At 55.9% G+C, this 14,269-nt stretch carries 13 protein-coding genes; 5 read left to right on the forward strand and 8 right to left on the reverse strand.

What is annotated here, in order from left to right; all coding sequences use genetic code 11:
* Position 1: 1 nt before the first annotated feature.
* The 4 genes from VL197_02615 to fdnG form a co-directional block, all read right to left on the reverse strand.
* Positions 2-553: a thermonuclease family protein gene (locus tag VL197_02615; protein ID HUJ16861.1), complete on the reverse strand. Its 552-nt coding sequence runs from the start codon at positions 551-553 to the stop codon at positions 2-4.
* Positions 554-682: 129 nt separating this feature from the next.
* The gene (locus VL197_02620) at positions 683-1,291 is read right to left on the reverse strand and encodes a cytochrome b/b6 domain-containing protein (protein HUJ16862.1); all 609 of its coding nucleotides are present in this window, start codon (positions 1,289-1,291) and stop codon (positions 683-685) included.
* Positions 1,284-2,060, reverse strand: coding sequence for a 4Fe-4S dicluster domain-containing protein (locus tag VL197_02625; protein ID HUJ16863.1), 777 nt, complete (start codon positions 2,058-2,060; stop codon positions 1,284-1,286). The genes VL197_02620 and VL197_02625 overlap by 8 nt, the downstream gene beginning before the upstream one ends.
* A gap of 12 nt (positions 2,061-2,072) precedes the next feature.
* On the reverse strand, positions 2,073-5,234 hold the full coding sequence (fdnG, locus tag VL197_02630; protein HUJ16864.1) for a formate dehydrogenase-N subunit alpha: 3,162 nt from the start codon (positions 5,232-5,234) through the stop codon (positions 2,073-2,075).
* Between the two features lie 513 nt (positions 5,235-5,747).
* Here fdnG and VL197_02635 point away from each other — a divergent pair.
* From VL197_02635 to VL197_02655, 5 genes are all read left to right on the forward strand, one after another.
* Positions 5,748-6,149 (forward strand): Hsp20/alpha crystallin family protein, encoded by a 402-nt coding sequence (locus VL197_02635; GenBank protein ID HUJ16865.1) that lies wholly within the window; start codon positions 5,748-5,750, stop codon positions 6,147-6,149.
* 70 nt (positions 6,150-6,219) lie between these two features.
* Positions 6,220-8,595, forward strand: a complete 2,376-nt coding sequence (lon, locus tag VL197_02640; GenBank protein ID HUJ16866.1) for an endopeptidase La — start codon at positions 6,220-6,222, stop codon at positions 8,593-8,595.
* A 3-nt stretch (positions 8,596-8,598) separates the two neighbouring features.
* On the forward strand, positions 8,599-9,492 hold the full coding sequence (gene lipA / locus VL197_02645; protein ID HUJ16867.1) for a lipoyl synthase: 894 nt from the start codon (positions 8,599-8,601) through the stop codon (positions 9,490-9,492).
* A 159-nt stretch (positions 9,493-9,651) separates the two neighbouring features.
* Positions 9,652-10,329, forward strand: a complete 678-nt coding sequence (locus tag VL197_02650) for a class I SAM-dependent methyltransferase (GenBank protein HUJ16868.1) — start codon at positions 9,652-9,654, stop codon at positions 10,327-10,329.
* Between the two features lie 19 nt (positions 10,330-10,348).
* The gene (locus tag VL197_02655; GenBank protein HUJ16869.1) at positions 10,349-11,176 is read left to right on the forward strand and encodes a glycosyltransferase; all 828 of its coding nucleotides are present in this window, start codon (positions 10,349-10,351) and stop codon (positions 11,174-11,176) included.
* 484 nt (positions 11,177-11,660) lie between these two features.
* Here VL197_02655 and plsY read toward each other — a convergent pair whose 3' ends face one another.
* The 4 genes from plsY to VL197_02675 are packed head-to-tail and all read right to left on the reverse strand — an operon-like array spanning position 11,661 to position 14,262.
* Positions 11,661-12,260: a glycerol-3-phosphate 1-O-acyltransferase PlsY gene (gene plsY / locus VL197_02660; GenBank protein ID HUJ16870.1), complete on the reverse strand. Its 600-nt coding sequence runs from the start codon at positions 12,258-12,260 to the stop codon at positions 11,661-11,663.
* A 39-nt stretch (positions 12,261-12,299) separates the two neighbouring features.
* Positions 12,300-12,851, reverse strand: coding sequence for a CDP-diacylglycerol--glycerol-3-phosphate 3-phosphatidyltransferase (gene pgsA / locus VL197_02665; GenBank protein ID HUJ16871.1), 552 nt, complete (start codon positions 12,849-12,851; stop codon positions 12,300-12,302).
* On the reverse strand, positions 12,848-13,747 hold the full coding sequence (locus VL197_02670) for a lysophospholipid acyltransferase family protein (GenBank protein HUJ16872.1): 900 nt from the start codon (positions 13,745-13,747) through the stop codon (positions 12,848-12,850). The genes pgsA and VL197_02670 overlap by 4 nt, the downstream gene beginning before the upstream one ends.
* Positions 13,744-14,262: an HAD-IIIA family hydrolase gene (locus VL197_02675; GenBank protein ID HUJ16873.1), complete on the reverse strand. Its 519-nt coding sequence runs from the start codon at positions 14,260-14,262 to the stop codon at positions 13,744-13,746. Before VL197_02675 ends, VL197_02670 begins: the two co-directional genes overlap by 4 nt.
* Positions 14,263-14,269: the final 7 nt, after the last annotated feature.

Below are 14,269 nucleotides of genomic sequence, written 5' to 3' on the forward strand. Positions count from 1 at the left end.
TCTATTCCCTGGGATGTTTCTTCCGGTAATCCAGCGGCCGTTCCTTTAACCCGTCCGATGCCCAGATGCCGAGCCTCTTCTCGCGCGCGACGCGCTGGGCTTTCCTGAACCGGTCCGCATATTTGCTGTTCGGCTGGATTGTAAACAGCACGGCATCCCCTTCAAGGATCATCCGCTCATTGATCATCATCCCGTCTTCGGTCCAGAGATAGACAAGCAGGCGCTCGTATTTATCGCGTTTTACGATGTCCGTCTCCACAAATACCCGCCATTGCCCGTCCTTCACTATTTTCCGGAGATGCTCTCGGGAGCGCTCTCCCCAGGGTTCCTGTCCCATCTCGGGAGCATCGATGCCGATAAGCCTGCACCGATGCTCCCTGCTATCCATATTGATCGTTACCGTATCTCCGTCGTTTACGGCGATAACGCGCGCTTCATGAATCCTCCGGCTCTCCGCCGCATGCCCCCGGGAAATACCGGATGCGGCCGCAAGGATGAGGAAAGATAAAAAAAGGGAACCTAAGAATATGGTCTGAGGGTTTTTTTTGCTCATGTCAAGCATACGTCCGGCAATAACTACGGAATCCCGAAAAAACCCCCGTCTTTGATGCAAAGACGGGGGTTTTCCACTTACTGATCAACTTCTCGATTCACGTGTTCAGGGGAGGGAAGAGGGATTATTCTACTGTTTCCCGATCTCCTTCATCCATTTCGGATACCGTTTTTTTGCTACCTCGAGAGGAACCATGCCGTCGATCATGATCTTGATCAGCCCGGGATTCGCGAATGACCCCAGATAGGCATGTATCGGAACTGCTACCACGAACAGAACGAATGACAGGTTATGCACGAGATGCGAGATGAGGATCAGCATCTTCATGCCGGGCATGAGCCAGATGGCGAGCCCTGATGCAATGATCCCCAATCCTCCGGCCAAAATCGCGAAGTAGTAGAGCTTCTGACCGGTGTTGATCTTTCCCATGGGCGGTACGTTCACGTGTCCCTTGGTCAGATACCCGCCGCCCACCTTGATCCAGTTCCAGTCGTCGATGCTCAGGTCCAGCGACTCGCCGAGGTAGTTGAACAGGGTTCCGAAGAGCGAGATCGTGAAGACAACGCCGGTCCAGTTGTGCACCACCTTCATGGTATAGTTGCTCCCGAACAGGGCATAGACCGGCTTGAGTTGGAACAGAAACCCGTACCCGGTTATGATCAGGAGAAGGCAACTCGCCGCAAGGACCCAGTGGTTAATGATCTCTGCTACGCTCGCTTTTCTTATCATCTCAGTCATTTTTCTTCACCTCCTCATCCTTGTGAGGACCCACCGCGATATAGTGCAGGAGTGACGCGGCAACAGCTCCGCCCAGACCGATCACCGCCAGGGGCTTCAGCACGTTGTGCCAGAAGATGACGCTTTCGGGGATCGCCGGGTTCTCGTTCATGCCGTAGATCCTAGGCGCGTCCTTGAATGCGTACAGCGTACCGAGACCGGCAAGGTCCGCCTCTCCATAGACCTTGCTGTAACCCGCCTTTTTCGCACCTTCGATCAGGCTGGTCCGGTCTCCGTACTTGATGGCTCCCGTGGGGCAGGTCTTGGCACAGGCAGGGGAAAGTCCTTCAGCGATCCGGTCTGCACAGAGGTTGCACTTGGACACCTTGCTGCTTCTGTCATACCGGGGGACGTCAAAGGGACAGCCGGCCACGCAGAGCTTGCACCCGATGCACTTGTCCTTGTCAAAAGCCACGGCGCCTTCCTTGGTACGGTAGAGGGCGCCCGGTGCCGGGCATATCTTCATGCAGCCCGCATCGCCGCAGTGCATGCAGCGGCGGCTCACGAAAAGCCACCGGACTGGATTGGCTTCGGACGGTACTTCGCTATAGCGTATAATATTGTAGGCGACGGAGTCTATGTCCGGAGGGTTCTGATACGAGCCGGAGTTTTTCGTCCGCTCGCCCGGGAGCTGGTTCCAGTTTTTGCAGGCTGTCTGGCAGCCGCGGCACCCTATGCAGAGCTCCGGAGATATGAGCAGCGCTTTTCTGTTTTCGGTTGTATTTGGCATTATCATCTCCCCCTATGCCTTCACGACATTGACCATAAAGGCCTTGGATTCGGGAATCATGGTGTTCGCGTCACCGACGAAGGGCGTCAACAGATTGGCGCTGTCGCCGCCGCTGCCGTCTTCAGGGAACTGCCAGCCGAAATGCCAGGGAATACCGACCTGGTGGACCGTGGACCCGCCCACCTTGAAGGGCTGAAACCGGTCGGTCACTAACGCAATGGCCCAGAGTTCGCCGCGAGCGGACTTGACAGTAACCTTTTCACCGTTGCTGATGTTCTTTTCTTTTGCCAGCTCCTTGCTCATTTCCACGAACATCTGGGGTTGCATTTCGAGCTGCCAGCCAGCATGACGCGTCATGACGCCGGTCTGCCAGTGTTCGGAGACGCGATAGGTCGTGGCGACGAAGGGATACCGCGTGTCGCAGGAGTAGTACTTCGCAAGATCGACGCCGAGCTCCTCCTGGATCTTGAGGCTGACAGCCGGATTGATGCGCTGCTTGTTCATGAGATTATCCTCGAGCGGGCACTCGAGAGATTCATAGTGCTCGGGGAAGGGTCCGTCGTTTAATCCCGGGCCGAATATGGCCCCCACGCCATCGGCTCGCATGATGAAGGGGAGCTTGCCTTTTTCCGTTGCCAGAGGCGGAGCAGGCCCGTCCGGTACGTCCCCAACCCATACTCCCGGTTTTTTCGTGTTCGGGTCAGGTTTGACCGGGTCCCACTTGATAACCACGCGTTTTGCGTCCCATGGCTTGCCCAGCGGGTCCACTGCTGCCCGGTTGTAGATGATCCTCCGGTTGACCGGCCAGGCCCAGGACCACTCAGGATACATGCCGAGCCCGGTCGGGTCGTTCTTGCCCCGCCGCGCCATCATGTTGATGATCTTGCCTTCCTTCTGGGTATAGCTCTGGGAGTAAATCCAGTTGCCCGAGGAGGTAGTGCCGTCGGCCTGGAGATGGACGAAGGTCGCGCAGAGATCTCCCTTCTTGCCCAGGAGCTTTGGAGGGCTCTGGCTCTTATCGTATACATCTTCAAGGTAATAGCCGTTGATCTCCTTTGCCACGTTGTGGACGTTGACCTCCTTGACCTTCCCGTTCGTGTCCTTTTCCCCGTAGTTCCAGGTCAGGTTCACAATCGGTTCCGGGAACTTTCCACCCTGTTTCTGGTACAGGGTCTTGACCCGGAAATAGAGTTCGTTCATGATGTCCGAGTCGGGCTTGGACTGGCCGATGGGGTCGATGGCCTTGTAGCGCCACTGGGTCCAGCGGCCCGAGTTCGCAAGGCTGCCTTCCTTCTCGACCGAGGAGCAGGCGGGGAGCAGGAAAACTTCGGTCTGGATGTCCTTGGGATTCATCCCTGGGCCCTTCCAGAAGGAAGCCGTCTCGTTGTCGAAGAGATTGACAGTCACCATCCATTTCGTCTTGCCCAGAGCCTCACGCACATACTTCGCTGCAGGCGTTGAGCAGGCCGGGTTCTGGCCCCAGGCGAAGAAACCCTCGAACTTGCCCTGGTACATCTTGTAGAACAGGTTGAGCCAGGAGGCGTTCATGCCTTCATCCGGCTTCGGGAGCCAGGCGTAGCCGAAGTCGTTGTCCTTCTGGGCCTTGGACCCGTAGATCGCCTTGAGATAGCTGGTGATGTACTTGCCGCGGTTGGACCACCAGTTGACGCTCTTCGGTTCCTTGGTCTTAGGTGTGTATTTCTCGATGTATGCCGGCAAGGTCGCCAGCGAGGCGGTCGGCATGGGCAGATAGCCGGGCAGGATATGGAACAGGAGGCCGTGGTCCGTGGAGCCCTGCACGTTCGACTCTCCGCGGAGAGCATTGATCCCGCCGCCCGCCATGCCCATGTTGCCCAGCAGGAGCTGTATGATGGTCATGGCCCGGATGTTCTGGGTGCCCACCGTGTGCTGGGTCCATCCCATGGCGTACAACTCGGTACCCACCCGGTTCGGCTTGCCGGTCGAAGCGTAGAGTTTGTAGACCTCGACCAGTTTTTCCTTTGGCGTCCCCGTAATGTTCGAGACCTTATCCAGGTTGTAGCGGGAGTAATGCTTCTTTAAAAGCTGGTATACGCAATGCGGGTCCTTGAGGGCAAGGTCCTTCTTCGGAATCCCTGCCTCGTCCATCTGGAAGGACCACGTCTTCTTATCGTACTTCCTGGTCTTCGCATCATAGCCCGAGAACAGACCGTCCAAGTCTCCGGGCCCCTTGTAATCCGCGTTGACCAGGAAGGAGGCATTGGTATACTTGAGCACGTATTCCTTGAAGTCGAGGTTGTTGTCCAAGATGTACTTGATCATGCCGCCCAGGAAGGCGATGTCAGAGCCCGAGCGCATAGGCGCGTACAGGTCAGCCTTTGCAGCGGTCTGCGTAAAACGGGGGTCGACGACGACCAGCTTTGCCCCCCGCTCCTTTGCCTTCATGACCCATTTCATGGAAATAGGGTGGTTTGAGGCGGGATTGCTCCCCATGACGAGAATTACATCAGCATTGCGAATATCGATCCAGTGATTGGTCATTGCACCGCGTCCGAACGACTCTCCCAGAGCCGCTACAGTGGCGGAGTGTCAAATGCGCGCCTGGTGTTCTATATATACCAGACCCCATGACCTCATCAGTTTTTGGAGCATATAACATTCTTCGTTGTCCAAGGCAGCGCTTCCCACGTGAGCAATGGCGTCGGTCCTGTTCACTACGAAATCTTTTTCCGCCTCATTTTCAGTCCCGTCTGCGGCTTTTTCCTTGACCTTTGATTTCGAAGTGAGCTTGAAGGACTTGTCTCGTGTTGATTTGACACGCTTGGCGATCTCATCGAGCGCCCAATCCCACTCGACTTCCTTCCATTCAGCGGCGCCCGGCGCGCGGTATTTCGGCTTTGTCAGCCTGGTGGGATTGTTGATGATCTGGTAGAGCGATGCGCCTTTTGAACAGAGGGTGCCTTCGTTGATGGGATGGTCAGGATCTCCTTCGGTGTTGATCACCTTGCCGTCCTTCGTGTGGACGATGATGCCGCAGCCGACGGAACAGTAGGGACAGATGGTGTTCGTCTTGGTCGCGCCGTTGATCCTCAGGCCCTGGGCATATGCCTTCGCCGGATCGAGGTTGATGCCGAGGGACCCGAGCAGAACAGAACTGCCCGAGATCTTCATGAATTCCCGCCTTGATACCCCCATTGAATTGCCTCCTTTTTTTGTAATTATGATCTATCCTGATTGCTGACTGGCAAGAGTCCCGAAAAGCGGAATAAACCCGCCTGGACTGCATTCGCGTGAGTGGATTCATCCCGTATTCAGGAGATGATGAGATGTATGCATAGAGATACGGCAAGGCCCATCCATAAGGAATGCTAATTCCTGCATAACTATAGCAAATAACATCACCATTGTCGAGGTGATTTTCAGCAATAAAGAAGTTAGGCCAACGGCTCAATAAGCGCAGAAAGCATTAATTCTGCGCATGCGATGTAGCAATTACCGATGCCCGCGCCAGTCTGAAGAGTGAATAAGCTATCACCTTGACATTGAAGCTCTTCTTTGTTATGGTTCTATCGGTTTCAGTATTTCTTGATTCTTTTTATTTCAGAAAGCGCTACAATAAAACCAGCGGCATCCTCTTTCCTGTTACTGACCTGACAGCTCACGAATCACCGCTGGTTTGACAACGCCTTTTGAAAGGAGGCGTCCTGATTGCGATACAAGTACATAGCCTATAAGTATTCGAGGCGGAGCGGGTCTGAGACGGTTTTCCACGGAACCTGGGACTCCTTCGGCGCCTGGTCTCACCCGTCAAGAATAGTCTGGCGGCCGGCGACCGATGTGTTTGAAACGCGGGACGAGTTGGTTGTCGTCATGGAGCTTGCCGGCGTTACCGAGGACGACATGTCGGTAACACTTTTCAGCGACCTCCTGGTCGTCGACGGTATACGGCATCAGCCCTCGGTTACCAAAGTGAATGCATACCACCAACTGGGTATCAAATACGGAGAGTTCCGGTCCGAAGTGCATGTCCCGTTTCCGGTCGATACGTCGAAGGTCAAAGCGGAGTATAACAATGGATTACTGAGGATTTCCCTTACCAAGCTCGACTGAGACGGGAACGAAGGTGCGTTTATTGGGATTTCTCAAGAAGTTGTTCAAAAAACAAGTCAGGAGCACAGTCATGGAAATGACGGATGCAGAAACTGAAAAAATACCGGTGGTGCCCCCGGAACTTCCTCTCCTGCCGCTGAAAGATACGGTTGTTTACCCGCTCACGGTCTACCCGCTCGTTATCGGCAAGGAGAAATCCATCAAGCTGATCAACGATGTGACGGTCGGCGACAAGACCCTGGCGTTGACGGCACAGCGAAAAGCGGACACCGAGGTCTCCGGCATCACCGACATTTACACGATCGGCACCATGGCGCGCATTCTGCAGATGGTCAAGGCGCCTGACGGGACGCTGCGCGTGCTCGTGCAGGGGCTTGAGCGGATCAGCATCGACCAGTTCGTGCAGACCAATCCCTATATCAAGGCCGGCATCAAGGCAATTCCGGACCGCGCCGAGAAATCGGTGCAAATGGAAGGGCTGATGCGCGGCGTGGCGGAGCTCTTCCAGAAAATGGTGAGCCTTATGCCCAACATGCCCGAAGAGCTCTCGGCAGCCGCCACGAACATCGAAGACCCCCGCCAGCTCGTGTACCTCATTGCCACGAACATCAGGATGGACCTGCCTCAGCGCCAGGAACTCCTCGAGAACGAGAACGTCTTCGACAAGCTGACGAAGCTCATGCAGCATCTGAACCGCGAGGTCGAAGTTCTTGAACTGGGCAGGAAGATCCAGGGCCAGGCGCGGGACCAAATGCAGAAAGCGGAGCGAGAGTACCTCCTCAGGCAGCAGCTCTCGGCAATCCGGAAGGAACTCGGCGAGGAGTCCGACGAGGGATCGGAGAGCAAGGCCCTGAGGGAGAAGATCGAATCGGCAAAGCTACCGCCGGAAGCGGAAAAAGAGGCGAAACGCGAGCTTTCCCGGATGGAGAAGCTGAACGCCGCTTCTCCCGAGTATTCGGTCATCCGCACCTATCTGGAATGGATCACCAGCCTTCCCTGGAACAAGACCTCGGCGTCTCCCATAGACATCGGAAAGGCGAAGACCACGCTGGATACGGACCATTACGACCTTGAAAAGGTGAAGGACCGCGTCCTGGAATACCTTGCAGTCAAGAAGCTGGGGCAGGAGCGGGGGGCCCAGGACGGCGGCAAGATCCGGGAGCCGATACTCTGTTTTGTCGGGCCGCCGGGAGTCGGCAAGACCTCGCTCGGTCAGTCCATCGCGCGGGCCCTCGACCGGAAGTTCATGCGCATGTCTCTGGGAGGGCTCCATGACGAAGCGGAGATCCGCGGCCACCGCCGGACGTACATCGGCGCGATGCCCGGCCGGATCATCCAGGCGATCAAGCGCATCGAAACAAAGGATCCGGTGATAATGCTCGACGAAGTGGACAAGGTGGGCGCGGACTGGCGGGGCGACCCGTCCTCGGCGCTGCTCGAAGTGCTCGACCCCGAGCAGAACAAGGATTTTCGGGACAACTATCTCGATGTGCCCTTCGACCTTTCCCAGGTAATGTTCATTACCACGGCAAACCAGCTTGACACGATACCGCCGCCGCTGCTGGACCGGATGGAAGTGCTGCACCTGCCCGGGTACACAGAGCATGAGAAGCTGAACATCGCCAAAAAGTACCTGATCCCGAAGGAGATCAGGGCGAACGCTCTCAAAGACGATGAGATTGTGATCGACGATGACACGGTCCGGGCCATCATCAAGGACTACACGCGCGAGGCAGGCGTCAGGAACCTGGAGCGGGAGATCGCAAACGTGTGCCGCAAGGTTGCAAAGAGCGTGGCGGAGGACAAGCCGGCTCCGGTCACGGTCAAGGCCGAGGATCTCCATGATTACCTCGGGAATCCCCGGTTCTTCGCGGAAACCGCGATCCGCATCGATCGCCCGGGGGTCGTTACCGGCCTTGCCTGGACGCCGACGGGAGGGGACATCCTGTTCATCGAAGCGACCATGATGCCGGGGAACAAGCAGCTGACGCTCACCGGCCAACTGGGCGATGTCATGAAAGAATCAGCACAGGCGGCCCTGTCCTACGTCCGCTCGCAGGCGGAAAAACTCGGCATCCACAAGGACTTTTACGAGAAAACAGACATCCATATCCACGTTCCAGCGGGCGCTATTCCCAAGGATGGCCCCTCGGCCGGCGTTACCATGACCACGGCCATCATTTCGATGCTGACCGGGAAGATTGCAAAGCATGACCTCGCTATGACCGGCGAGATCACGCTCCGGGGAAAGGTCATGCCGATCGGGGGTGTGAAGGAGAAGGTGCTCGCGGCAAAGCGGGCGGGGATCAAGACCGTGATCCTGCCGGCACAGAACAAAAACGACATCCAGGACGTGCCGGAGGACCTCCGGAAGGAGATGAACTTCGTCTTCGTAGACACGATCGACCAGGTCATCGACGCCGCGCTGGACGGTACAAAGAGCTAAGCAGTGCCGTCCCGCGAAGAACAAGAACGGCTTCCGGCGTGGTTCCGCATACGTCTTTCCACCACACAAAAGTCGAACAGAATCCGAAACGCCGTCGACTCCCGTAATCTGCATACCGTCTGCAGAAGCGCCTCGTGCCCGAACCAGACCGAGTGCTGGAATGCGGGTACAGCGACATTCATGATCCTTGGGGACATCTGTTCCCGCTCCTGCGGATTCTGCAGTGTGCCGAAAGGCATTCCGGGAAACACAGACCACGACGAGCCCCGGCGCATTGCCGAGGCAATCGCGGACCTCGGCCTCACCTATGCCGTCATCACTTCGGTCACCAGGGACGATTTGCCGGACGGCGGGGCGGGCGTTTTTGCCGCAACGATCAGGGCAGTGCGGACAAGGGTTCCCGGCTGCGGGATCGAGGTGCTGGTTCCGGATTTTCAAGGCTCTCATACGGCTCTCCAGACAGTTCTTGCAGCGCTTCCCGACGTTCTGAACCACAATCTTGAAACAATCCCGTCCCTCTATTCGCGAGTCCGGCCGCAAGCGGACTATCGCCGGTCCCTTTCCCTTCTTCAACAAGCCGCTGCCTGTGGAGCCATAACAAAGAGCGGGCTGATGCTCGGGCTCGGGGAGGGGAGGGAGGAACTCGTCGCCACGCTGCATGATCTTCGAGCAGTTGGCTGCTCAATCCTCACCTTGGGACAATACCTCCGGCCGGGCAGACACCATCTACGGGTCGAACACTACTATCATGCCGATGAATTCGGGGAGCTTCGGCAGCTCGCTTTGAACATCGGATTCCGGCACGTTGCATCAGGACCTCGGGTCAGAAGTTCCTATCATGCGGGGACGGAATATCGGCGCATCGGGAAGCTGAGTGACGATGAACCCATCAGTTGAGTTCCCCGATAAAATCCATTGATCTCCGGAATCAGCCTGTACCTCTCTGCTAACCTTGCAAGCCATACACGCGCCTCGTAATGCTTTTCTATGGACAATTTGAAGACAACTAGTTTATAATTCTGCACTTTCAGCGGAAAGGGAAGTGATCAGGAGATCATGGAATTCACGGGGGAACGATTCGTACCTGGTCCTGAGGCCGGCCTGCTCGAGGCTGAGCACATCCAGCGCTACCGGTTCGCATCGGGATACGCAAAGGGGAAATCGGTCCTGGATATTGCCTGCGGTTCCGGCTACGGCAGCAAGATATTAGGCGACGCCGGCGCGTCATGTGTGACGGGCGTGGATGTTTCTTCCGAAGCCGTGGACTTCGCGAAAAACAAGTATGAGAGCGGATCAATCACGTTCCAGGTCGCTGACGCGGAGCACTTTCTCCACGGGAAATTCGACCTCATCGTCAGCTTTGAAACGCTGGAGCACCTCGACGACAGGCGCCTGTTTTTAAAGAATCTGAGCGCAATGCTGAACCGGCACGGCATTCTGATCATCTCCACGCCGAACAAGGCGATAACGTCTCCCATGAAAAGACCCGAAAAGATCCGGAATAAATATCATAAATATGAGTATGTTGAGCAGGAATTCATCGGGGAATTAAAGGATGCCGGCTTCGGGGATATTCAGCAGTTCGGACAGCACTCCTATCCCGCGATCTTTCGCGTACAGCTTCTATCCCGCCTCTTTCGTCGCCGGATACGAGACACGGTAGAAACCGCGGCAGTTCTCCCCATGACCCGGAGGCGGATCCCTCGCTATTTCGTGTTTGTCGCCAGGAAATAGAACCAAGCAGATGAAAAACATGAAGATTACCGTCATCGTACCGACCTATAATCGGCCCCAGGCCCTCAAACTCAGCCTCCTGAGTCTGGCACAACAGAGCATGCTGCCTCAGGAAGTCATGGTCGCTGATGATGGCAGCGGACCGGAAACGCGAACCATGGTCCATGAGATGCAGCGGAAAATCCAGAATGCGTTTCCGATCAGCCACGTGTGGCATGAAGACAAGGGCTTTCGGAAACCGAAGATTCTGAACGAGGCGGTCCGGCAGTCAACCGGCGATTACCTCATTTTTCTTGATGGTGACTGCATGGCGCACAGGCATTTTATCAGGTCCCATGTTGAAAATGGCAGCCACGATGCCATTCTGAGCGGCAAGCGAGTCGAGATCGGCCGTCAATTGACGGAGCATCTGCTGGCAAGCGGGAAGGTCCTGAACTCATTGAGACCGAGCCTGCTATGGGACGCTGCTCGCGGCAGGTCCCGGAAGGTGGAAGAGGCGATTCCGATCCGCAGTGCTTTCTTGAGACGGCTTGCTCACCGGGACAGGATAACGGACGATGGTGTCTGGGGATGCAATTTCAGCATCGCGAAGGACCTCTTTCTTGCGATCAACGGCTGTGACGAAGATTTTCTTGACGGCTCCATCGAAGATAACGATCTCGGGATCAGGGTCTTGAACCAGGGTAAACAGGTCAAATCGGTCCGGGGTCTTGCCATCATTTTTCACTTGTGGCATCAGTCATCGTGGAGCTTTACGAATGAAAAATATCAGCACAATCTTGCTATATTAAAAAAACGGATAGCTGACAAGGAACCTTTCTGCAGGAACGGAATTAGGAAACGCTGAAAACCGTGATAGCAGCGAATCAAGAAAGCGGGGATACAGCGGGGATTATGAATTACAGTATGCGTCCCGCTTTTTCTTTCGCCTCTTTGATTTGACATAATATACATTATCGGACATTTTATAATATCACGTTAAGGTTTAATGTTAATCCATAAGATACTATTAATTTTATTAAAATTACTATTTAGCTTGCCAGGCAAGCCCATTCTCGCTACTGTCTTAAGGCTTCTCTTCATCCCAGCGATTAGCATGCCAACGATCACAATTTCATATTGGACGCGCCGATATATCTGCTCTAATCTCGGAAACATGAGTCCTGCGTTCATGACCCTGCAACGGTCGTGAAACCGGGCAGATCTCAGTTCAAGTTCTTACACTTAAAGTTCTTACACGGCATTCCAGGCGAAGCAGAAAGTGAGTGGCAGTATCAGCGGCAGGAGGAACCGGAAGCGGACCAGGATTTTTTTCTCATCAGTTTGACAGCTTACTTTTGCCCGATCTTCGGTTCGGTCCCGGACAGAAGGCGTTTCAGATTTTCACGATGACGGTAGTATATCATCCCAAAAATAAAGAGTGACAGCAGGCCCAAAGGCTGTGACGAGTGGAAGAAAACAAAGGACAGGAGCGGATATGCGGCAAAGGAGATAATCGCGGCAAGCGAGGAATAACGCCCAAGGATCGCCACTGCGAGCCAGACGGCGAGGCAAAGAATACCGATCAGGGGGACGGTAGCAAGTATGACACCGAAACTTGTTGCTACCCCCTTTCCGCCCTTGAAGTCGAGATAAACGGGATAATTATGGCCGAGCACGGCTGCCGCCGCGCATGAAACCGTGATCCAATCGTTTTGGAGCAGGAGCTTCGCGGCAAGGACCGGTATGTATCCTTTGAGGCAGTCGGCAAGGAGAGTCAGCGCCGCTGCCTTCTTCCCGGAGGCGCGCAGGACGTTTGTCGCGCCTATGTTGCCGCTGCCCACGGTCCGCACGTCGATATTCGAAAACAGCCTGCTGAATACGAGGCCGAAGGGTATAGCTCCGAACAGATAGGAAAACGCGATGGAGAAGAGTGGCGTGAGGGTAGTCATGGGTCAAGGTCCCTGTGATGCAGTTCCCAATGCCTTCGATCAGCGGTTCAATTTGCTCCAGTAGGCCATGAAATAGCGGACCGCCGAGTACAAAGCCAGAATCATTGCAACCCAGAGAGCAACTCTCCCCAAGTCCGTCATCCATCCCTTATCCAGGTAATAATCCAGAAGGAGCAGCAGGACGGCTGCGATCTGGGCTCCTACCTTGTATTTTCCGACCGTTTCCGAGGGGATTATCATCCCCTCGCTCGCAGCCATGGCGCGAAGACCGGTTACGGCGAACTCCCTGCCAATGATCACGATCGCAATCCAGGCGCGAACGACATCGGAGCGGAGTTCCACGAGGATGACGAGAGCCGACATGATTAATATCTTGTCCGCGATCGGGTCGAGCAGTTTCCCGATCCTGGTCACCTGCCCCCATTTCCGTGCCAGATACCCGTCCAGCCAGTCCGTCGCGGCAGCAAGGGAAAATACGATGCCCGCCACGAGGGCCCGTACCGGGCTCGGCTCCAACATGAGGATGATGAAGACCGGCACCGACAGAATCCTGCTCAGGGACAGTAGATTCGGTACGTTGAACAATTTCAAGGCTGTCTCCTCCACCTGCGGTGCATCCACACCCACTGCTCCGGATTCTCTCTGATACAATCCTCGATCCTTTTCGTCAGCATGGCCGTATTACTCACAATGTCCTTCTCATCGTCACCGGTCCTTACCAGTTCGAGCGGACCATCGAATCGGATGGTGTGACGGCCGTCCCGCCCGCGATGTATATAACCGAACAGGACCGGAGCGCCGAATTTGATGGCCATGGAGGCTGCTGCGGTCGGCGTCCGGGCCGGTTTGCCCATGAAATCCACGAAGGCGCTCTCTACATCCGTATCCTGGTCTATCAGGATGCCGAGAATGCGATTCTCCTTGAATACTCGGATCAATTCTCTGGACGCCCCTGGTCTCCCGCGAAGGATCGTCTTGACCCCCATGTCGCCGCGCAGGCGGACGATCATGTTGTTGACCTCCGGCGGTTCCAGGGGCGCCGCCACCACACTAACCGGATACTGGTCAGCCACGGCATGTGCCAGCAGCTCCCAGTTGCCCATGTGGCCCGTAACGACGACGACCCCTTTTCCTGCGCTGAGCGCGCTCCGCAGGCTTTCCCCTCCCTGAATGGTGACCATCCTGCGGAGGCGGCGAGGATTCACCAGCAGCACTTCAAAGAGGGACCGGCCGAGGTGCACAAAGCAAGCCCGGGCGATGCGCCGCACCCTGGCCGGGTTATCATCCCCGTATACGAACGAGAGATGCAGGTACGTCCGCGATCGTTCGCGGGGCAGAAGGTAATAGGCTGCAAGGCCGAGGCTGGCACCGCACCAAATCCCCATCCGGTAGGGCGTCGCGGCCGCCAGACAACGGAGGAATCGCAACGACCATGTGAGGAAGATGCGGTCCAGTTTCTTCCTGAAGGCGACTGTCCTTGTGATCATCGCCGCGGCACAACGCCCCGGCTTTTCAGAATGAAATTGATGACCTCGCGCACGGCCCCCCTGCCGCCATGAGCGCGCGTCACAAGCTGGACATGGGGCCGGACCGACGGGTCGGCATCGGCAACGGCAGCGGCGAGCCCAACCCGCTTGAAGATTGCTACATCAACCTCGTCGTCTCCAATATAGGCTACCTCCTCGTCGCTCAGTCCGTGCTTTGCTACCACGGCATCGTAGGCCGTCAGTTTGTCCTTGATGCCCTGGTGGACGTCCATGATGCCCAGTTCCCGTGCCCTGATATTGACCACTTCCGATTTTCTGCCGGTGATGATCCCGACGAGGACGCCCTCATTCTGCAGCAGTTTGATTCCGTGGCCGTCCCGCACATGGAACGCCTTGGTCTCGTTGCCCTGGTTGTCCAGAATGATCCTGCCGTCGGTCATTACACCGTCCACATCGAGGAGGAGCAGCTTTATTTTTTTCGCCTTTATTTTGAGGCGCTGGTCGGTTATCTGCATAGGGTTA

It is taken from the genome of Nitrospirota bacterium (genome assembly GCA_035516965.1).
Taxonomy (GTDB): Bacteria; Nitrospirota; UBA9217; order UBA9217; family UBA9217; genus MHEA01.